Raw genomic sequence first — 19,760 nt, 5'->3', positions numbered from 1 at the left:
GGCAACGCTGCCGGCTGGCCCCGGGTTGACCTGCCTGCCCGGCAGGTCCAGACTCCCCGCCGCTGGCGGCGCGTCCGCCGGCACACGCATCCCGGAGTCCCCAACCCATGTCCAGCGACAGTAGAAGTCGACCTCGTTCGACGCCAGCGATGGCCACCGCCTGACATCGGGACGGTTTGCCTGCGTTGGCGTTGCGCGAGGTCGCACCCCCACAAGGCAGAACCGATGAACCAGAAGCAATTGCTGCGCGCAGGGGCCGATGCTGCTGCCCTGGCCGCACCCCTGGCGAACTACAACACCGCCGACGCGGTGGAGTTCCTCAATACGCTGGAGCTGACCCGCGCCGCGGACACGCTGGCGGCGCTGCCGTTGCCGCGTGCGGTGAAGATGCTCGAAGCGCCGGAACTGCACCGCAGTGGCGAGCTGGTGGCCGCGTTGCCGCCGGCGCGCGCCGCCGCCCTGCTCGGGCTGATGGCCGATGACCGCGCCACCGACATCGTGCACGAGCTGGACGAGGACGAGCGCGCGCGGTTGATCCCGCTGCTGGGCACCGATGCCCGCCAGGCCATCCAGAAGCTGCTGAGCTACCCGCCCAACACCGCCGGCGCGCTGATGACCACCGAGTACGTGGCGGTGCCCGCCAGCTGGACCGTGGCGCAGACCCTGCAGCACATCCGCCAGGTCGAGCGCACCCGCGAAACGGTGTACGCGATCTACGTGCTGGACCCGGCCAGCCAGCACCTCCAGCAGGTGGTGACCATGCGCCGGCTGATCACCGGGTTGCCGGAGGAATCGATCCTGGACGTGGCCCAGGTCAATCCGCCGGTGACCGTTGACGCGCTGATGGACCAGGAGGAAGTGGCGCGGCTGATCCGCCGCCACGACCTGCTGGCGATCCCGGTGGTCGATGCGCAGCAGCAGATGCTTGGCATCGTCACCGTCGATGACGTGCTGGATGCGCTGATCGAGGAATCCACCGAGGATGCGCACAAGTTCGGCGGCATGGAAGCGCTGGACAAGCCGTACATGCAGATCGGCTTCCTTGAGATGCTGCGCAAGCGTGCTGGTTGGCTGAGCGTGCTGTTCCTGGGCGAGATGCTGACCGCGAGCGCCATGCAGCACTACGAGGACGAACTGGCGCGCGCGGTGGTGCTGACCCTGTTCATTCCACTGATCATGAGTTCGGGTGGCAACTCCGGTTCGCAGGCCACCTCGCTGCTGATCCGCAGCCTGGCGCTGCGCGAACTGCGCCTTCGCGACTGGTGGAAAGTGGCCCTGCGCGAGATCCCGACCGGCATGGTGCTCGGCGCCATCCTCGGCTGCCTGGCCATCGTGCGCATCGTGATCTGGCAGCTGGGTGGCCTGCACGACTACGGCGAGCACTGGATCCTGCTGGCGATCACCATCGGTGCGGCGCTGGTCGGCATCGTCACCTTCGGCTCGCTGTCCGGCTCGATGCTGCCGTTCATCCTGAAGCGCCTCGGCTTCGACCCGGCCAGCGCCTCGGCCCCGTTCGTCGCCACCCTGGTGGATGTCACCGGCCTGGTGATCTATTTCAGCATCGCCGCGATGATCCTGCACGGCACGCTGCTGTAACAAAAAGGGGACGGAGGGGATTAAGTCGTTTGTGCCACAAACGACTTAATCCCCTCCGTCCCCTTTTTGGGTACCGTAGGCGCATGAGTACCTACCATCTGCAGTCTGTGTTCCGTCCGCAGTCGGTCGCGGTGATCGGTGGCAGCCCGCGCGAGCGTTCGGCCGGCCGTGCGGTGATGCGCAACCTGCGTGGCACCGGCTTTCCCGGCAAGGTGGCCTGGATCAACCCGCGACATGCCGAGATCGATGGCATCCGCACGGTCAAACGGCTGAAGGACCTGGACTGGGTGCCTGACCTGGTGGTGATCACCGCGCCGGCGACGATCGTGCCGCAGGTGGTGCGCACCGCGGCCGAACGTGGCGTGCAGGCGGCGATCATCCTCACCGCGCACCTGGGCGAAGGCCCCGGCTCGCTGTCGGCGCAGGTGGAGGCGGTGGCGCGCACGCATGGCCTGCGCATCCTTGGCCCGCACTGCCTGGGCGTGATCGCGCCGCACGCGCGGCTCAACGCCAGCATCGCCGCACATTTCCCGCAGGCCGGCGACCTCGCGCTGATCTCCGAATCCTCGGCCATTGCCGCCGCACTGGTGGAATGGGGCGTGGCGCGCTCGGTCGGTTTCTCTGCCGTGGTCTCGCTGGGCGACACGATGGATGTCGACTTCGGCGACCTGCTCGATTACTTCGCCACCGACTACCGCACCCGCGCCATCCTGCTCTATGTCGAGCAGATCAAGGACGCGCGCAAGTTCATGTCGGCCGCGCGTGCTGCCGCGCGTGCCAAGCCGGTGGTGGTGGTGAAGTCGGGCCGCGCCGAACGCGTGCAGCCGGGCAGCCGCGATACCCACGTGCAGGCACTTGCGCGCGCCGACGATGTCTACGGCGCGGCGTTCAACCGCGCCGGCCTGCTGCGCGTCGGTGCGCTGGACGAACTGTTCACCGCCGCCGAGTCGCTGGGCCGGCTGGGCACCTTCCCCGGCCGCCGCCTGGCCATCCTCAGCAACGGCGGCGGTGTCGGCCGCCTCGCGGTGGACCAGCTGATCGCACTGCGGGGCACGCTGGCCAACCTGTCCGACAGCACCATCGAAAAGCTCGACGCGGTGCTGCCGCAGGGCTGGTCGCGCAGCAATCCGGTCGACATCGTGGTCGATGCCGACGGTGACCGCTACGCCTCGGCGATCGAAGCGCTGCTGGCCGACAACGAGAACGACGCGGTGATGGTGGTCAACGTGCCGACCGCGTTCACCTCGTCCGCCGATGCGGCACAGGCGCTGACCCGCACGCTCGGCCTGCGCCCGCGCCATCACCGCGACAAGCCGGTATTCGCGGTGTGGCTGGGCAACGATGACCAGGCCACCGCCACGCTCAACGCGGCGCGGGTGCCGACCTATCCGACCGAGGCCGAAGCCGTGCGTGGCTTCCAGCATCTGGTGCGTTACCGCGAAGCGCAGAACGCGCTGATGGAAACGCCGCCCAGCCTGCCACAGGATTTCAATGTCGATGCGGCGGCTGCGCGCGCGCTGGTCGATGCCGCGCTGGCCAACGGCCAGCAGTGGCTGGACCCGCTGGCCACCCACGAACTGCTCAAGGCCTATGGCATTCCGTCCGCGCCGGTGATGCACGCGCGCGATGCGCATGAGGCGATGGACCTGGCGCAACCGCTGCTGGAGCGCGGCGCCAGCGTGGCGTTGAAGATCCTGTCGCCGGACATTCCGCACAAGTCGGAAGTGGATGGCGTGCGCCTCAACCTGGGCACGCTGCCGGCGGTGCAGAGCGCGGCCAATGCGATCCTGTCGCGGGCCCGCCAGCTGCGGCCGGACGCACGCATCGATGGCCTGCTGGTACAGCCGACCATCGTCCGCCCGAAAGCGCGCGAGCTGATCGTCGGCATCGCCGACGATGCCACGTTCGGCCCGGTGATCGTGGTCGGCCGTGGCGGTACTGCGGTGGAAGTGATCAACGACAAGGCACTGGCACTGCCGCCGCTGGACCTGCGCCTGGCCCACGAACTGATCGGCCAGACCCGTGCCTCGCGCATCCTCAAGGCCTACGGTGACGTGCCGGCCGCCGACGAGCGTGCACTGGCGCTGGCATTGGTGAAGCTGGCCCAGCTGGCCGCCGACATTCCCGAAGTGCGCACGCTGGACATCAATCCACTGCTGGTCGATGGCAAGGGCATCCTCGCCCTGGATGCGCGCGTCGCCATTGCGCCCTCGCGCATCCTGCACAAGGGCCGCGGCCATCCGCGCTTCTCGGTGTTCCCGTACCCGAAGGAGTGGGAGCGCACCATCGAACTGTCCGACGGCGGCCGTGCCTTCGTGCGGCCGGTGCGGCCGGAAGACGACGCGCTGTTCCGCGCGTTCTTCGCCCGGGTCAGCGACGAGGACCTGCGCCTGCGCTTCTTCCAGTCGGTGAAGCACTTCAGCCACGAATTCATCGCGCGCCTGACCCAGCTCGACTACGCGCGCTCGATCGCACTGGTGGCGATTGAACCGCGCAGCGGCGAAATGCTCGGCGCGGTGCGCCTGCACGCCGACGCCGATTACCACCGTGGCGAGTACGGCATCCTGATCCGGTCGGACCTGAAGGGCCACGGCATCGGCTGGCGGTTGATGGCGATCATGATCGAGTACGCCAAGTGGCTGGGCCTGGACGTGGTCGAGGGCCAGGTGCTGCGCGAGAACAGCACCATGCTGGCGATGTGCCAGAGCCTGGGCTTCAAGACGAAGCTGGACCCGGACGACCCGACGGTGATGATGGTGACCCTGCCGGTGCAGCAGGTCGAGGTGCCGGAGGTGCCCCCGGTGGCGTGAATCACGCCCGGCGGCACACCGGCCTCAGCGCAGGGGTTCCACCACCACCGCCGTGCCGTAGCACAGCACCTCGGTCAGCCCGGTCATCACGTCGGTGGCGTCGTAGCGCATGCCGATGATCGCGTTGGCGCCCAGTTGCCGCGCGTGCTTGACCATGTCGCGGTAGGTTTCCTCGCGGGCCTGTTCGCACAGTTCGGTGTAGATGGTGATGTTGCCGCCGAACAGGGTCTGGATGCCGCCCAGGAAGTTGCCGACGATCGAGCGCGAGCGCACGGTGATGCCACGCACCACGCCCAGGTTGCGCGCCACGCGGTGGCCGGGCAGCTCGAAGGCGGTGGTGACCAGCGAATCGTCGAAGCGCAGCGCCGGAGGGGAGGGGATGCCGCTGTTGTAGGGGTCTGCCATGGTCGCGTCCGTGTCGTAGAGTCGAGCTTGCTCGACTGCCAGCCAGACAGTCGAGCAAGCTCGACTCTACGGCGGGAAGCAGTCGAGCAAGCTCGACTCTACAACCCAATGACCCGATGCGGCATGGCTCCGTCACCGTACTGGCGCGACAATACCGCCATGACCGACCGCATTCCCTTGCTGCTGCTACCCGGCCTGCTCAACGATGCCGAGCTGTGGCGCGCCCAGCTGGCCGACCTGGCCGATATCGCCGACTGCACGGTGGGCGACCAGACCCGTGGCGAAACCCTGCAGGCGGTTGCCGAAGACGTGCTGGCGCAGGCACCGGAGCGGTTTGCGCTGGCCGGCTTCTCACTGGGTGGTTTCGTCGCCCAGCAGATCCTGCGTATCGCTCCGGAGCGGGTACTGCAGCTGGCATTGATCGACACCTCGATCCATGCCGATTCGCCCGAGCGCGCCGAACAGCGCCGCAGCCAACGTGCCAGCGTGCGCCTACCGGGGAAATTCCATGGCTTCGGTGACGTACTGATGCGCAGCTATATCGATGCCTCCCGGCTGGACGACTATGTGCTGGTTCAGCGCGTGCGCGACATGACCGCACGGCTGGGCGCCGAAGTGTTCCTGCGCCAGAGCGCGCTGGAGCGCCGCGATGGGCATGACGTGCTGGCAGGTTATCGCGACCCGCTGCTGATCGTGTGCGGTGCCAACGACCGCATCACGCCGCTGGCAGTGAGCGAGGAAATGCACGCGCTGGTGCCGCACTCGCAGCTGGTGGTGGTGCCCGATTGCGGGCACCTGGCGCCGATGGAAAAGCCGGATGAAGTGAGCGCCGCCATGCGCGGCTGGTTGTTGCAGGACGAGGGATAACCCCGCCTTCGGTAGGTGCCGACCTTGGTCGGCACGTTGTTTCAACGATCGATCACAGGTCAGTGCCGACCAAGGTCGGCACCCACCGATTCGGTGCCGCAAACACGGTCGGGATCAATCCCAGGCCGGGGCGATGCCTTCCGGGTTGGCCAGGCGATGGCCGCGGTCGAGCTTGGCGATCTGCGCCATGTCTTCGTCGGTCAGGCGCACGGCCGCCGCTTCAAGGTTGGCCGCCAGGTTGTCGCGCTTGGTCGACGACGGAATGACCGAGAAGCCCTGCTGCAGCGCCCAGGCCAGCGCAACCTGCGCCGGGGTGGCCTGGTGGCGGCCGGCAATGGCCTGGATCACCGGGTCCTTCAGCACTTCGCCATAGGCCAGGCTCATGTAGGCGGTGATGTGGATGCCATTGTCCTGCAGGAACTTCACCAGCAGGCGGTTCTGCAGGTACGGATGGATCTCGACCTGGTTGGTGGCGATCGCGTCGGCGCCGAGGATCTCGATCGCCTTGCGGGTCTGCGCGATGGTGAAGTTGGAGATGCCGATCTCCCGGGCCAGTCCCTGCGCCTTGGCTTCGGCCAGTGCCGGCAGGTATTCCTCCATCGGCACGTCGACCTTGTCGTTCGGCGACGGCCAGTGGATCAGCGCCAGGTCGACGCGGTCGGTGCGCAGTTTTTCCAGGCTGGTGCGCAGGCTGGCCAGCAACGCATCGTGCTTGAACTCGGTGATCCACACCTTGGTGGTCAGGTACAGATCGTCGCGCGGCACACCCGATTCGGCGATGGCCTGGCCGACTTCGGCTTCATTGCCATAGATCTGCGCGGTGTCGATGGCGCGGTAGCCGACCTCCAGCGCGTTGCGCACCGAGTCGATCACGGTCTGGTCCTTCAGGCGGAAGGTGCCGAGACCAAAGGCGGGGACAGTCATGGGAAGCTCCAACGGGGGGAAGGGAGTAGCAGGAGAAGAGGGTAGGGCAGGCACCGTATGCATGCCGGCAACGGTGCATTGCATGGATCAATGCGCGGTGGCGGCAATGCCGTCGGCGCGCGGATCGATACCATCGCGACGGTCCAGGCGACCACTGAGCGCGGTCAGCGCATAGGCGCCAACCACCACCAGCGCACCCAGCCACGGCGTATGCATCAGGCCGATGTGTTCCACCACCAGCCCACCCAGCGAGGCGCCCAGGGCGATGCCGATGTTGAACGCGGCGATGTTCAGGCCCGAGGCCACATCGGTGGCCTGCGGCGCATAGCGCTGCGCCTGCTTGACCACGTAGACCTGCAGGCCCGGCACGTTGCCGAAGGCCACGGCCCCCAGCGCCAGCACCGTCAGCAGCATCAGCACGCTGTTGGAGGCGGTGAAGGTGAGCACGAACAGCACGATGGCCAGCAGCGCGAAGATGCGCTTCAACGCCGGCACCGGGCCCAGGCGGTCGGCCAGTCGACCGCCCCACAGGTTGCCGATGGCCACCGACACGCCGTACACCAGCAGCACCAGGCTGACCGCATTGGCCGAGAAGCCGGTGACGTCCTGCAGGATCGGCGCCAGATAGGTGAAGGCCAGGAAGGTGCCGCCGTAACCCAGTGCGGTCATTGCATAGACCAGCAACAGGCGCGGCTGGCCCAGCACCGCCAGCTGCTGGCGGAAGCTGGCCGGTGCGCTCTGCGGCAGGTTGCGCGGAACGAACAGCAGTGCGCCCAGCAGGGCGATCACGCCGAGGCCGGCCACGGCCAGGAAGGTGGCGCGCCAACCCAGATGCTGTCCGATGAAGGTACCCAGCGGCACACCGGTCACCAGCGCCACGGTGAGCCCGGTGAACATGATGGCGATGGCACTGGCGGCCTTCTCCTTCGGCACCACCGCGGTGGCGATGATCGCGCCGATCGAGAAGAACACGCCGTGCGCCAGGCCGGTGAGGATGCGTGCGGCGATCAGCGAGGTGTAGCCCGGTGCCATGAAGGCGATGACGTTGCCGAGGGTGAACAGCACCATCAGCGCCACCAGCAGGGTCTTGCGCGGCACGCGGCCGGTCAGCGCGGTCAGCACCGGCGCACCGATGGCCACGCCCAGTGCATACAGGGAAACCAGCAGGCCGGCCGAGGGCAGGCTGACCTGCAGGTCGGCGGCAATGGTCGGGATCAGGCCGACAATGACGAATTCGGTGGTGCCGATGGCGAACGCGCCGAGGGTCAACGCCAGCAGGGCGAGGGGAATGCCACGGATCATGACAGGGTCCAGCAGGGGAAGAGGCTGCGCAGTCTGCGCCGCCATCTCTGGCCGAAAAACCGGTCTTCACGCCAATCACTCTTGCCGTGCAGTCAATAATGGCGGCATGAAGACGACGCTTGATGAAATGCAGGCCTTCCTGGCGGTGATCGACAGCGGTTCGATCAGCGCCGCCGCCGAGCAGCTGGGGCAGACGCCGTCGGGCGTGAGCCGCGCGCTGGGGCGGCTGGAGGACAAGCTGGGCACCACCCTGCTGACCCGCACCACCCGCCGCCTGCACCTTACCGCCGAGGGCGAGGCGTACCGGCGCCATGCGCGCGCGATCATCGACGCGGTGGAATCGGCCGAGGAACAGATGGCGGCGCGCCGCGAGCGCCCGGCCGGGCGCCTGCGCGTGGACGCGGCAATGCCGTTCGTGCTGCACGTGATCGCGCCACTGGTGGCCAGCTATCGGGAGCGCTACCCGGACGTGCAGCTGGAGTTGAACAGTTCCGACCGCTACATCGACCTACTGGAGAGACGCACCGACCTGGCGATCCGGATCGGGCCGCTGGCCGACTCCACCCTGCATGCACGGCCGCTGGGCCGCTGCAGGCTGCGGCTGGTGGCCAGCCCGGCCTATCTGGACAGGCTGGGCGAGCCGAGCACGGTCGCCGCGCTGGGCCAGCACACCCTGCTTGGTTTCAACGAGCCGGAATCGCTGAACCGCTGGCCGCTGCCCGGGGAGTCGGAGGCATTGCTGCTGGTGCGACCGGACATCGCCGTGTCCAGTGGCGAGACGCTGCGCCGGCTGGCGGTGGAAGGGGTGGGGATCACCTGCCTGTCCGACTTCGTCACCGATCGCGACCGCGCCGCCGGCACGCTGGTGCCGGTGCTGGCCGCGCAGACGCTGGAGGTGTACCAGCCGATCCATGCGGTGTACTACCGCAACACGGCGGTGTCAGCGCGGATCAGCTCGTTCCTCGATTACCTCGGTGAAGCGATGGCGCAGAGCGATTACCTGCGCTGAGCGTTGCCGCCGGGTTGCCGGCCAGCGGCCTGCACTACCGTGGAGCGCGGACATGGGTGGCGCCCGACCGTGGGTCGGGCGACGGCAGGTTCGGTGCGGACCGACGGTCCGCACCCACCAGAGCCTGCGGTAGTGCCGGCCGCTGGCCGGCAGCCGGATCAATCAGGCCGCGCGTTGCAGCGCATCCTTCGCCGCCGCCGTGGTCGACAGGTCAAATACATCCACAGCGTCGATCAGGCGGTTCGCCTGCTGCTCCAGGCTGCGTGCAGCGGCGCTGGCCTCTTCCACCAGCGCAGCGTTCTGCTGGGTGGTGCCATCCATCTGGATCACGGTCTGGCTGACCTGCTCGATGCCAGCGCTCTGTTCCTGCGACGCGGCGGAGATCTCGGCCATGATGTCGGTGACGCGCTGCACCGAGGCCACGATCTCGGCCATGGTGTCGCCGGCCTCGCGCACGCGCTGCGCACCGTGCCCGACCTGTTCCACCGAGGCTTCGATCAATGACTTGATCTCCTTCGCCGCAGCGGCCGATCGCTGCGCCAGCGTGCGCACCTCACTGGCGACCACGGCGAAGCCCCGGCCCTGTTCGCCGGCACGCGCGGCTTCCACCGCAGCGTTCAACGCCAGGATGTTGGTCTGGAACGCGATGCCATCGATCACGCTGATGATCTCGGCGATCTGCCGCGACGAGGTCTCGATCGCGCCCATCGTCGCCACCACCTGGCCGACCACGCTGCCGCCCTGCGAGGCGACGCTGTGCGCGCCGATCGCCAGCTGGTTGGCCTGGCGCGCGTGCTCGGCATTCTGCCGAACGGTGGAGGTCAGTTCCTCCATCGACGCGGCGGTCTCTTCCAGGTTGGCGGCCTGCTGCTCGGTACGACGCGACAGGTCGTTGTTGCCGGCAGCAATCTCCGCCGCAGCCGTGTGGATGTTGCCGGAAGCGTGCTTGATGTCGGTGACGATGGTCGCCAACTGCGCGGCGGTGGTGTTGACGTCGCCGGCGATGCGGGCGAACACGCCCTGGAAATCGCCGTGCATGCGTGCGCCGAGGCGGCCATCGGCAATCGCGCGCAGCATGCCGGAGACCTCACCGAGGTTCAGTTCGGTGGCCTGCATCAGGCGGTTCAGGCCGTCGACCATCGCGCGGAAGTCATGTTCGAAGCGCGCGCTGTCGCCGCGCTGGCTGAAGTCGCCGGCGGCGGCGGCTTCGGCCAGGCGGCGGATCTCGCCATTGATGGTGCCCAGATTGGCCTTGGCGGTATCCAGCGCTTCGGTGATCACCGCCTTCTCGCCGGGCAGGCGTTCCATGTCCTGGCTGAGGTCGCCGATGGCATAGCGGCCCATGATCGCGATCGCGCGCATCTTCACCTGGATGTGCGCATCCACCAGTGCATTGCTGTCGGCCACCATTTCGCCGAACGCGCCGGGGAAGGCGCTGGCATCCATGCGATGGCTGATGGTGCCGGCTTCGTGCGCCTGCGCCATCGCGCCCTGTGCATCCAGTACGCCGCGCAGCGTCGATTGCACCGCCTGCATCGCCTGCGCGAGGCGGCCGATCTCATCGCGGCTGCTCACCCGCACCACGTGCTGCAGGTCGCCGGCGGCGACCGCGCGTGCGGCAGTTTCCACCGCCAGCACCGGCTGCACCACCGCACGCCGCAACCACCAGGCCAGGCCCATCAGCAGCAGCACCGCGGCCAGCACGGTCAGTGCGGCGCACAGCAGCAGGGTCTGCCGCGCCTGCTGCGAACGCGCCGCCAGTGCCGCTTCGGCCACCTGCGTGGCCTGCGTGCTCAGCGCATCCAGTGCGGTGGCCACCGGACGATCCTTGCCACGCACCAGGGTGTCGCCAGCGGCGGGATCGTAGCCGGCGGCGGCGAAAGCCTGCAGCGCGGCGTGATAGTCCTTCTGCAGCTGCGCATGCAGTCCGATGAAGGCCTGCGCCTGCTCGCGCGTGCGCGCATCCGGGCTGCTGGCGAGGCCCTTGGCCAGTTGTTCGACCAGACGGCCTTCGCTGTCGAAGGCCTCCAGGTGATGCTGACGCAGCGCGTCGTCATGCCCGCGCAGCAGTACGTTCTTCCATTCCTGCACCTGGCCGCGGAACTCGCGCTGCAGGCGCTCGGCATCGCGGCTGTGCGCGACTTCGAGCGGGACATCGGTGGACAGCTTCAACCAGGCGGAAGCAAGACCTGCCAGGGCGCACAACAGGACTACGGCCAGGCCAACGGAAACCGCGCCGAGCAGCTTGGACTGCAGGCGGGGTGCACGGACAGACGCATTCATCGGAAGGGGCTCTCGGGAAGGGGCGATGCGGTATCGACCGGTTTCGATCACCTCTGAAGTGCGACGTTGATCACATTCGCGTTTCGTTTAGCGAAGTGAAGGAAACATTTCATAGGACAAATGTGTCCATATGGAACGAAAGCAGACTCTGGACAGGGGATTTAAATGTAACTATTGTTGTTACATGAAATCCGCGAACCCGCTTTCCGATGCCCTGCACGTGATGGCGCACCTGGTCGGCCAGACCGCACCGCGCACTTCCGAACAGCTGGCGTCGTGCCTGCCGACCCATCCGGTGGTGATCCGGCGCCTGCTCGCGCAGCTGCACAAGGCCGGCTTGGTGCACACCGCACGCGGCCACGGCGGCGGCAGCCAGCTGGCCCGCGACGCCGCCACCATCACCCTGCACGACATCTATCTGGCCGTAGGCGCGCCGCCGCTGGTACAGGTCGGTGCCCGCGATTCCGGCGGCGGTTGCCCGATCCAGCACCTGGTCAACAGCGCCCTGCTGGAGGGCGCGCGCGAGGCCCAGCGGCTGCTCGAACAGCGCCTGCAGGCAGCCACGCTGGACCAGCTCGGTGCCGAATTCGCCCGCCATCTCGCCCATCACCGCTCCCTGGAAGGTCACCATGAATCCTGATGTGCTCATCGTCGGCGGCAGCTATGCCGGCATCGCCGCCGGCCTGATCCTGGCCCGCGCCCGTCGCCCGGTCACCGTCATCGACGCCGGTTCGCCGCGCAACCGCTTCGCCAGCCATTCGCATGGCGTGCTGGGGCTGGATGGTGTCAGCGGCGCCGAGCTGCTCAAGACCGCCCGCCAGCAGCTGCTGGACTATCCCAGCGTGCGCTGGGTGCATGCCGATGCGGTGCATGCCCGCAGCACCCGCGATGGGGTTGAAGTGGAGACCGCCGACGGCCAGGTGCTGGCCGCGCGCAAGCTGCTGTTGGCCAGCGGCATCGCCGACCAGCTGCCGGAGCTGCCGGGCCTGGCCGAGCGCTGGGGCAGCACCGTGCTGCACTGCCCCTACTGCCATGGTTATGAAGTCGGTGGCGGTGCGATCGGCCTGCTCGGCGGCCACCCGATGTCGGCCGCCAAGGCGCCGCTGTTCGCCGACTGGGGCAATGTCACCTTCTTCAGCCAGGGCCTGCCGATCACCGATGACGAACGCGCCGCCATGCAGCAGCGCGGCGTGCAGATCGAGACCTCGCCGGTACTGGGCGTGCAGGGCGACCAGCCGAGCTGGCTGGAAGTGGAACTGGCCGACGGCCGTCGCGTCGCGCAGCGTGCGCTGTTCGTGCCGGCCACCCAGGCGATGGCCACGCCGCTGGTGCAGCGGCTGGGCTGCACGCTGGCCGAGAGCCCGCTGGGCGTGTTGATCGAGGTCGATGCGATGAAGCAGACCTCGGTGCCGAACGTGTATGCCGCAGGCGATGCGACCACGGTCGGCAACATCACCCTGGCCACCGCCGAAGGGGTGCGCGCGGGCATCGGCATGCATCATGCGCTGGTGAGCGAAGACAGCGTGCCGCGCTGATCGGGCTTGTTCTGTAGAGGCCGACCCTGGTCGGCGCCGCTGCATCCACGCATGGCGTGGATCTACTGCAGGGTGGTCGGGCACCATTGAGGCACGGTGGGTGCCGGCCTTGGCCGGCACCGTTCCCTCATCCCTTCACGCACAGCACCTGGCGCAGGGTGTGCACCACGTCGACAAGGTCCAGCTGTGCCGCCATCACGTCATCGATCGACTTGTACGCCGCCGGTGACTCGTCCAGCACGCCACTGTCCTTGCGGCATTCCACGTGCGCGGTGGCCTCGCGGTGCTGGGCCAGGGTGATCTGCTGGCGTGCGCTGCCACGGCTCATCACCCGGCCGGCGCCGTGGCTGCAGCTGTGGAAGCTGTCCGCGTTGCCCTTGCCACGCACGATGTAGCTGCGCGTGCCCATGCTGCCGGGAATGATGCCCAGCTCGCCTTCGCGGGCACTGACCGCGCCCTTGCGCGTCACCAGCAGCTCCTGCCCGTTGTGCGTCTCCTTCTGCACGTAGTTGTGGTGGCAGTTCACCGCCATCGCCGCCAGCTGGAACTTCGGCAGCCGGTGGCGCATCTCGGCCAGCACCCGCGACATCATCGCCTCGCGGTTCTGCCGGGCGTAGTCCTGCGCCCACGACACCGCCTCGACGTAGTCGTCGAACAGCGGCTCGCCTTCCATGAAGAACGCCAGGTCCTTGTCCGGCAGGTGGAAGCCGAGCACGCGCCGGGCCAGCTCCTCGCGCGCCTTCTCGATGAAGTAGGTACCGATCAGGTTGCCGGTGCCACGCGAGCCGCTGTGCAGCATCACCCACACCGTGTCCGTCTCGTCCAGGCACAGTTCGATGAAGTGATTGCCGCCACCCAGCGTACCCAACTGGCGGTCAAGCTTGTCGGTGCGGATCCGGCGGTGCTTGTCCTTGATCTTCTCCAGGCCGGCGGCCAGCCCGGACTGCAGCAGCCGGGTGTGGATGCTGTCGGGCATGCGCTGGTGCTCGCCACCGCGGCCGTTGCCGACCGGGATGCTGCGCTCGATGCTGTTGCGCAGCTGCCGCAGGTCATCGGGCAGGTCGTTGGCGCGCAGCGTGGTACGCACGGCGGCCATGCCGCAGCCGATGTCGACGCCGACCGCGGCCGGGATGATCGCACCACGGGTCGGGATCACCGAGCCCACGGTCGCGCCCTTGCCCAGGTGCACGTCCGGCATCACCGCCACCCACGGCCCGACGAACGGGATCGCGGCGATGTTGCGCAGCTGCTCATGCGCCTGCGCTTCCAGCGGCACCCCGTTGACCCAGCCCTTGATCGGCGTGGTGCCCTCGGCGTGCAGCCATTGATAGTTGTGTTGAGTGTCCATGTCTTCGTGTATGTCCTTGATGGGCCGGTGGCGCGTCCTTGCGCCACCGCTACCCCCTACCTGATCGTCACCAGCTGCTTCAGCACGCCGTCCAGGCCGCCGAACACGGTGAGCGTGTCGATCTTCTCGGTGACCTTCTCCAGCGCCTCCAGCTCCTTCAAGCGCATCAGCACCGGGTTGTCCTCGATCAGCTTTGCGGTATTGAGCTGCGAACGCGTGGCATTGGCCTCCTCGCGGCGACGGATCACGCTGGCCTGGGCCTGCTTCTCGGCCAGCACCACGCCATTGAGGATCTCCTTCATCTCGCCCGGCAGGATCACGTCCTTGATGCCGACGCCGAGCAACCGCACGCCGTGGCCCTCGATCGCCGCCTGCACATGCGCGGCGATCTCGCCGTCCAGTGCCGCCTTGTCGCCCAGCAGCTCGTCCAGGCTGCGCGCGGCGATCGCCTGGCGCAGGCCGAACTGCAGTTGCCGGTAGACGAACTCGTCGGCATTGCTGAGCGTGCGGTGTGCGCGCACCGGGTCAACCACCTGCACGGTCGCGGCCAGGTTCACCCGCAGGGTCACCTTGTCGCGGCTCAGCAGTTCCTGGCCGGACACGTCCAGCGAACGCGCACGCAGCTCCACGCGCTCCACCGACACATTGCCGTTGAAGTTCCAGAACGCGTGCAGGCCGGCGTCCAGCGTCTGCCGCAGCGTGCCATCGATGAACAGCAGGCCGACCGACTCGCTCGGCACGGTACTGATCACCGCTACACGCGGCAGCACGCCCAGCTGGCCCAGGCGCTGCTGCACGTCCGCCGCAATGCGCGGCTCGTCACCCAGCGCCATCACCCGCACCTGGGTGTCGACCGAACCCCGCCAGTACAGGCGGCGGCTGCCCGGCGGCAGGACTTCATCGATGCGGCCATTGCGCAGCAACAGGCCGACCTCGGCAGCACCGACGTTGGCCAGCACGAAGTGCGTGTCCAGCCGTGCGCCCAGTGCCTCGATCAGGCTGTCCTGGTCGCTGCCGGTGTAGGCCGCGCCCTTCGATGCGGTGTGGATGTCCACCTGCGGGCGGCCGCCGAAGGGCGACAGGCGGTGCACGCCCGGCAGCAGGATCTGCTGGAAACGACGGTTGCGATACACCAGGCCGCGCTCGCCGTCGCCGATCACGACCTTGATGGTCCAGAACATGGGAGTCTCTCCTTGTATGGCTCTGGTGGTTCGACCCGATGGGATGAAACGCCATGACCCGGGCCGATCAGGTCGTGGCGTGGCCGGCTGCACAGCGTGTGCAGCCCGCGGAAGAGGGCGGCCATCGCCGGACGGTCCGCACGCGGAGCCTGCGGCGCGTCATCACCCGTGCCATCGTCGTTGCCGGCAGGCAGCACCGGTGCGGAGCGGGGCAATGGGTGGCGACGGGCCAGGGCCCGGCGTGTGGTCCGTTGCCTTCCTGGCCGCGCCCGAAGGCGGTGGCAGGGAAGGCGGCGATGGCCGCTGGGGCTTGCGCCCCGGGTGTTGCTTCAAGTCATGACGTGACAGGTCATGTGGTTGGAGTGGGAATCGAACCCACGACAGACGGAATCAGGATCCGTTGCTCTGACCAAGCTGAGCTATCCAGTTGGGAACCGCGCGGAATCGAACCGCGTACCGGCGAACCGGTGCCTGCGTCCAGCAGGCGATCCAGACGATGGCCTGTCCGCGACCTCCGGCATACGCCACGGCAACGCCGCGCGCACCAGCCCGTGGTTGAAACGGGACCGTTGGAGAATCGGGGGTGCAGGCCACCGACATTATCGACGAGCGATAATGTTTTGATGCGATGCAGATAATGTCCAGGCGTCGCCGTTCGCGCGAAGTAAATCCTTCGGCGGGGCGGAAAAACCTGGGTCAGTGAGCGGCGGGTTGCCGCGCGGGGTGCAGTTCTGGCATCGCGGGTCCTTGTGCCGACGCAAACGAAAACGCCCCCGGGCCTTGCGTTCCGAGGGCGTCGTCAGGCCTCGGAGATCGGGGTGGCCGATCTCCGCAGGGCGGGTATCAGGCCGTTGTCAGCTGGACTTCCTTGCCGAACGCGCGCGCCAGCACGTCCATGCGCAGGCATGGCAGCAGTTTGGCGGTGGCGACGGAATGCGCGTTCAAGGGAAGTTTCCAGTGGTTGTTGAAACGAGGTGCGCACGATAAACCACGATTTAGTCGTGCGCAACCATTTTGTTCAATTATTTTCTTCGCTGTTGTGCGATGCCGGCCAGCGGCCGGCACTACACCTCAGCCCTCTTTGCTGGCGGCATCGAGTTGCGCGACATCCTGCACGCTCAGTGACACGTTGGCCGCCGCCAGCAGGTCGTGCAGCTGCTCGACGCTGGTGGCGCTGACGATCGGTGCGGTGATCGACGGCCGCGCGATCTGCCAGGCCAGCGCGATCTGCGCGGCGCTGGCGTTGTGCTTGCTGGCCACGTCATCCAGCGCTTCCAGGATGCGCAGGCCGCGCGGGTTGAGGTAACGCTTCACCACGTTCTCGCCCCGCGCCGGGCTCTTGGCCGCGTCGGCCGCGGTGCGGTACTTGCCGCTGAGGAAGCCACTGGCCAGCGCGTAGTAACCGATCACGCCGATCTGCTCGCGCTGCACCAACGGTTCCAGCTCCTTCTCGTAGCCGGCGCGGTCGTACAGGTTGTACTCCGGCTGCAGGGTTTCGTAGCGCGGCAGCTTGTAGTCGGTGGACACCTTCAGCGCATCGGCCAGGCGCGTGGCGCTGTAGTTGGAGGCACCGATGGCGCGCACCTTGCCGGCTTCGATCAGGCGGCCGAACGCGGCCAGCGTGGCTTCCAGCGGCGTCGACTCGTCATCCTCGTGGGCCTGGTACAGATCGATCACGTCGGTCTGCAGGCGGCGCAGCGAATCCTCGACGGCGGCATTGATGTTGTCCGGGGTCAGGCCGGGGCGCTCGGCCCACTTGGCCACCTTGGTCGCCAGCACCACCTTGTCGCGCTTGCCGCTACGGGCAAACCATTTGCCGATCAGCGTTTCCGATTCGCCGCCGGCATTGCCCGGCACCCACGCCGAGTACACGTCGGCGGTGTCGACCAGGTTGAAGCCGGCGTCGACGAAGGCATCGAGCAGGGCGAAGCTGGCCTTCTCATCGGCGCTCCAGCCGAACACGTTGCCACCGAAGGCGAGCGGACGTACATGCAGGCCGGAACGGCCCAGTTCGCGGGTTGCCGTCATGGGCACGGACTCCTTGGGGAAGTGCTCCAGAATAGAACGCGTTGTGTGACCGCGCTGCGGCGGCGACCACAAAACAGTGTTCCGCCGCGCGCCTCCGGCTAACGTTTTGTGAACACCTGGGACGCCGCGACTGCTAGTCTCGCCGCATCTTCCGCTGGAGTCGCCCCGATGATGCCTGCTTCGTCCCTGCGTGGTTGCCGCCTGCTGCTTGCCTGGGCCCTGCTCGCCGCTGTTCCCGCATTTGCCGCACCGGCCACGGTGGCACCGGCGAAGATCCAGGTCTCGCCGGCCATCGATGCGGCGGTGAAGGCGCCCACCCGCGATGCCAACAACGTCAAGCGCGACACCTATCGCCACCCGGCGCAGACGCTGTCGTTCTTCAAGGTCGCGCCTGAAAAGACCGTCATCGAGATCACCCCCGGCAATGGCTGGTACTCGGAAATCCTGGCGCCGCTGCTGCATGGCAAGGGCCACTACGTCGCCGCCGTGGTCGATCCGATGGCGGTGCCCGAAGGCCGTGGCCGGGATTACCAGCAGCGCAGCCGCGACAGCCTGGAAAAGAAGTACGCCGCTGCACCGGCACAGTTCGGCAAGACCGCCGTGGTCGCCTACGATCCGGCCAAGCCGGTGTTCGGTCCGGCCGGTTCAGCCGACGTGGTGCTGACCTTCCGCAACGTGCACAACTGGCGCAAGGCCGGCCAGGCGCAGGGCATGTTCCAGGGCTTCTTCAACGTGCTCAAGCCGGGTGGCGTGCTGGGCGTGGTCGAGCATCGCGCCAAGGCCGATGTGGCCGACGACGATGACACCGGCTACGTCGGCCAGCAGCAGGTGATTGCGATGGCCGAGGCGGCCGGCTTCAAGCTGGATGCACGCAGCGAGGTCAACGCCAACCCGCGCGACACCAAGGACCACCCGAACGGCGTATGGACGCTGCCGCCGACCAACCAGCATGACAAGGCCGACGACGCGAAGTACCAGGCGATCGGCGAAAGCGACCGCATGACCCTGCGCTTCATCAAGCCGTAAGGCGGCACGCCGCATTGCCCGCGCGGAGTGCCCACCATGGAGCCGGGCCCATGCCCGGCTCACCGCGCGCGCCGGGGTTCAATCGTATTCAAGGACATGGACTGTTGAAGAAGATCCTTTACATCGCCGTCGCGGTACTGGTGCTGACGCGGCTGATCGATTTCGTGTTCTACGGCGGCCACGCCCACGACCTGGTCGGGGCCGCTGGTTTCGGAGTGCTGTTCGCCGGCGTCCTGCTGGAGGATCGTGCACGCAGCGCCCGCCCGCCCTCCGCACGCCTGCGGCGCCGCGCCAATATCATCGCGGCGTGCGGCATCGCGCTGGTGCTGGGATCGTTCCTGCTGGAATGGAAGGTGTTCGGCTGAGCCGGCGATGATCGCGGCGGCGGCGCGGGAATGGGACAATGCCGTACCCACCGCCTGCCGCATCCGCGATGCTGATTGCCTTCAACAAGCCCTTCAACGTGCTCTGCCAGTTCACCGACCGCAGCGTGCCGCCGCGGCCGACCCTGGCGGGATTCGGCCTGCCGCCGCGGGTGTACGCCGCCGGCCGCCTGGACCACGACAGCGAAGGCCTGCTGCTGCTGACCGACAACGGCACGCTGGCACACAAACTCACCGACCCGAAGCACAAGGCCGACAAGACCTACTGGGTGCAGGTGGAGGGAACGCCCAGCGACGAGCAGCTGCAGCAGCTGCGCGACGGCGTGCTGCTCAATGACGGGCCGACCCTTCCGGCGAAGATCGAACGCCTCGATCCAGCACCTTCGCTGTGGACACGTGATCCGCCCGTGCGCTTCCGCAAGACCGTGCCCGATGCGTGGCTGGCGATCACGATCCGCGAGGGCCGCAATCGCCAGGTGCGGCGGATGACCGCGGCGGTGAACCTGCCGACACTACGGCTGGTGCGGATGGCGATGGGGCCGTACCGGCTGGACGACCTGCAACCGGGGCAGTGGCGGCAGATCGGCTGAACACACCCGCAGAAACGGAAAGGGCCGGAGCGCCTCCCGTGGAAGCGGTCCGGCCCTGGCAACGCGCAATGCCTCAGGCGTCGCTGCCGATGTCGCTATGCTCGTCAACCACGGTGGCATTGCGGCGGTCACGTGCGCTGATGCGTTGCGCCTGCCCATTCACCACGTGGCCATTGGCGGCCTTCTTCTTCTGCTGCTTGCGGTACAGCGCATAGCCCAGCAGGCCGACACCCACCGCGGCTGCGGCCACGGCCACCGCCGGGTTGCGGCGCACGAACTTGGTGGCGGCCTTGCCGCCAGTCTTCACTGCGCCGATGGCGGCACCGGTCTTGATCCAGTCCGCATTGCGCAGGCTGCCACCGGCGCTCTTCAGGCCATCGCCGGCGGTGTGGGCCAGCTCCAGGGCGCGCTCCAGGGCGCGGTCGGTGATTACAGTCAGCTTGCTCATGCGGGGGTCCTTTGCCTCGGGTCGA

The 19,760-nt window shown here is 67.7% G+C and carries 17 protein-coding genes and 1 tRNA gene; 9 read left to right on the top strand and 9 right to left on the bottom strand.

What is annotated here, in order from left to right:
• Positions 1 to 225 precede the first annotated feature (225 nt).
• A complete protein-coding gene (mgtE, locus tag VN11_RS21045) occupies positions 226 to 1,596 on the top strand; it encodes a magnesium transporter (protein ID WP_053451136.1) in 1,371 nt (456 codons plus the stop codon).
• Between the two features lie 83 nt (positions 1,597 to 1,679).
• On the top strand, positions 1,680 to 4,406 hold the full coding sequence (locus VN11_RS21040; protein WP_053451135.1) for a bifunctional acetate--CoA ligase family protein/GNAT family N-acetyltransferase: 2,727 nt from the start codon (positions 1,680 to 1,682) through the stop codon (positions 4,404 to 4,406).
• 24 nt (positions 4,407 to 4,430) lie between these two features.
• On the opposite strand, the gene VN11_RS21035 is transcribed toward VN11_RS21040, so the two are convergent.
• Positions 4,431 to 4,811, bottom strand: coding sequence for a YbjQ family protein (locus VN11_RS21035; protein ID WP_053451134.1), 381 nt, complete (start codon positions 4,809 to 4,811; stop codon positions 4,431 to 4,433).
• 159 nt (positions 4,812 to 4,970) lie between these two features.
• Here VN11_RS21035 and VN11_RS21030 point away from each other — a divergent pair, with 159 nt between their 5' ends.
• On the top strand, positions 4,971 to 5,678 hold the full coding sequence (locus VN11_RS21030) for an alpha/beta fold hydrolase (RefSeq protein ID WP_053451403.1): 708 nt from the start codon (positions 4,971 to 4,973) through the stop codon (positions 5,676 to 5,678).
• Between the two features lie 114 nt (positions 5,679 to 5,792).
• Here VN11_RS21030 and dkgB read toward each other — a convergent pair whose 3' ends face one another.
• Together dkgB and VN11_RS21020 are read right to left on the bottom strand one after the other, a co-directional pair.
• Positions 5,793 to 6,602: a 2,5-didehydrogluconate reductase DkgB gene (gene dkgB / locus VN11_RS21025; protein WP_053451133.1), complete on the bottom strand. Its 810-nt coding sequence runs from the start codon at positions 6,600 to 6,602 to the stop codon at positions 5,793 to 5,795.
• An 87-nt stretch (positions 6,603 to 6,689) separates the two neighbouring features.
• Entirely contained in the window at positions 6,690 to 7,904 is a 1,215-nt protein-coding gene (locus tag VN11_RS21020; RefSeq protein WP_008267945.1) for an MFS transporter, read from the bottom strand.
• Between the two features lie 106 nt (positions 7,905 to 8,010).
• Here VN11_RS21020 and VN11_RS21015 point away from each other — a divergent pair, with 106 nt between their 5' ends.
• Entirely contained in the window at positions 8,011 to 8,913 is a 903-nt protein-coding gene (locus tag VN11_RS21015; protein WP_053451132.1) for a LysR family transcriptional regulator, read from the top strand.
• 162 nt (positions 8,914 to 9,075) lie between these two features.
• On the opposite strand, the gene VN11_RS21010 is transcribed toward VN11_RS21015, so the two are convergent.
• On the bottom strand, positions 9,076 to 11,196 hold the full coding sequence (locus VN11_RS21010) for a methyl-accepting chemotaxis protein (protein ID WP_053451131.1): 2,121 nt from the start codon (positions 11,194 to 11,196) through the stop codon (positions 9,076 to 9,078).
• A gap of 184 nt (positions 11,197 to 11,380) precedes the next feature.
• Here VN11_RS21010 and VN11_RS21005 point away from each other — a divergent pair, with 184 nt between their 5' ends.
• Positions 11,381 to 11,836: an Rrf2 family transcriptional regulator gene (locus tag VN11_RS21005; protein WP_053451130.1), complete on the top strand. Its 456-nt coding sequence runs from the start codon at positions 11,381 to 11,383 to the stop codon at positions 11,834 to 11,836.
• A complete protein-coding gene (locus tag VN11_RS21000; RefSeq protein ID WP_053451129.1) occupies positions 11,826 to 12,731 on the top strand; it encodes an NAD(P)/FAD-dependent oxidoreductase in 906 nt (301 codons plus the stop codon). Before VN11_RS21005 ends, VN11_RS21000 begins: the two co-directional genes overlap by 11 nt.
• Before the next feature lie 127 nt (positions 12,732 to 12,858).
• Here the strand turns inward: VN11_RS21000 and VN11_RS20995 are convergent, their stop codons facing one another.
• The 4 genes from VN11_RS20995 to VN11_RS20980 form a co-directional block, all read right to left on the bottom strand.
• Complete coding sequence (locus tag VN11_RS20995; RefSeq protein WP_053451128.1) at positions 12,859 to 14,079, bottom strand: RtcB family protein; 1,221 nt, start codon at positions 14,077 to 14,079, stop codon at positions 12,859 to 12,861.
• 56 nt (positions 14,080 to 14,135) lie between these two features.
• The gene (locus VN11_RS20990) at positions 14,136 to 15,260 is read right to left on the bottom strand and encodes a slipin family protein (protein ID WP_053451127.1); all 1,125 of its coding nucleotides are present in this window, start codon (positions 15,258 to 15,260) and stop codon (positions 14,136 to 14,138) included.
• A 354-nt stretch (positions 15,261 to 15,614) separates the two neighbouring features.
• Positions 15,615 to 15,686 (bottom strand) — tRNA-Gln (locus VN11_RS20985).
• Positions 15,687 to 16,331: 645 nt separating this feature from the next.
• A complete protein-coding gene (locus VN11_RS20980; protein ID WP_053451126.1) occupies positions 16,332 to 17,288 on the bottom strand; it encodes an aldo/keto reductase in 957 nt (318 codons plus the stop codon).
• A 168-nt stretch (positions 17,289 to 17,456) separates the two neighbouring features.
• Here VN11_RS20980 and VN11_RS20975 point away from each other — a divergent pair, with 168 nt between their 5' ends.
• The 3 genes from VN11_RS20975 to VN11_RS20965 all read left to right on the top strand — a co-directional run bounded on the left by VN11_RS20975 (position 17,457) and on the right by VN11_RS20965 (position 19,287).
• Complete coding sequence (locus VN11_RS20975) at positions 17,457 to 18,314, top strand: class I SAM-dependent methyltransferase (RefSeq protein ID WP_053451125.1); 858 nt, start codon at positions 17,457 to 17,459, stop codon at positions 18,312 to 18,314.
• Between the two features lie 50 nt (positions 18,315 to 18,364).
• Positions 18,365 to 18,679 carry a hypothetical protein gene (locus tag VN11_RS20970; protein ID WP_238581836.1) on the top strand — a complete coding sequence of 105 codons (315 nt, stop codon included), beginning with the start codon at positions 18,365 to 18,367 and terminating at the stop codon, positions 18,677 to 18,679.
• Between the two features lie 68 nt (positions 18,680 to 18,747).
• Complete coding sequence (locus VN11_RS20965; RefSeq protein WP_053451402.1) at positions 18,748 to 19,287, top strand: pseudouridine synthase; 540 nt, start codon at positions 18,748 to 18,750, stop codon at positions 19,285 to 19,287.
• Positions 19,288 to 19,360: 73 nt separating this feature from the next.
• On the opposite strand, the gene VN11_RS20960 is transcribed toward VN11_RS20965, so the two are convergent.
• Positions 19,361 to 19,735, bottom strand: coding sequence for a hypothetical protein (locus VN11_RS20960; RefSeq protein WP_008266133.1), 375 nt, complete (start codon positions 19,733 to 19,735; stop codon positions 19,361 to 19,363).
• Positions 19,736 to 19,760 lie beyond the last annotated feature (25 nt).

The organism is Stenotrophomonas maltophilia, from assembly GCF_001274595.1.
In the GTDB taxonomy this organism is placed as follows: domain Bacteria; phylum Pseudomonadota; class Gammaproteobacteria; order Xanthomonadales; family Xanthomonadaceae; genus Stenotrophomonas; species Stenotrophomonas forensis.
This window is presented reverse-complemented; position numbering and strand designations above follow the sequence as displayed.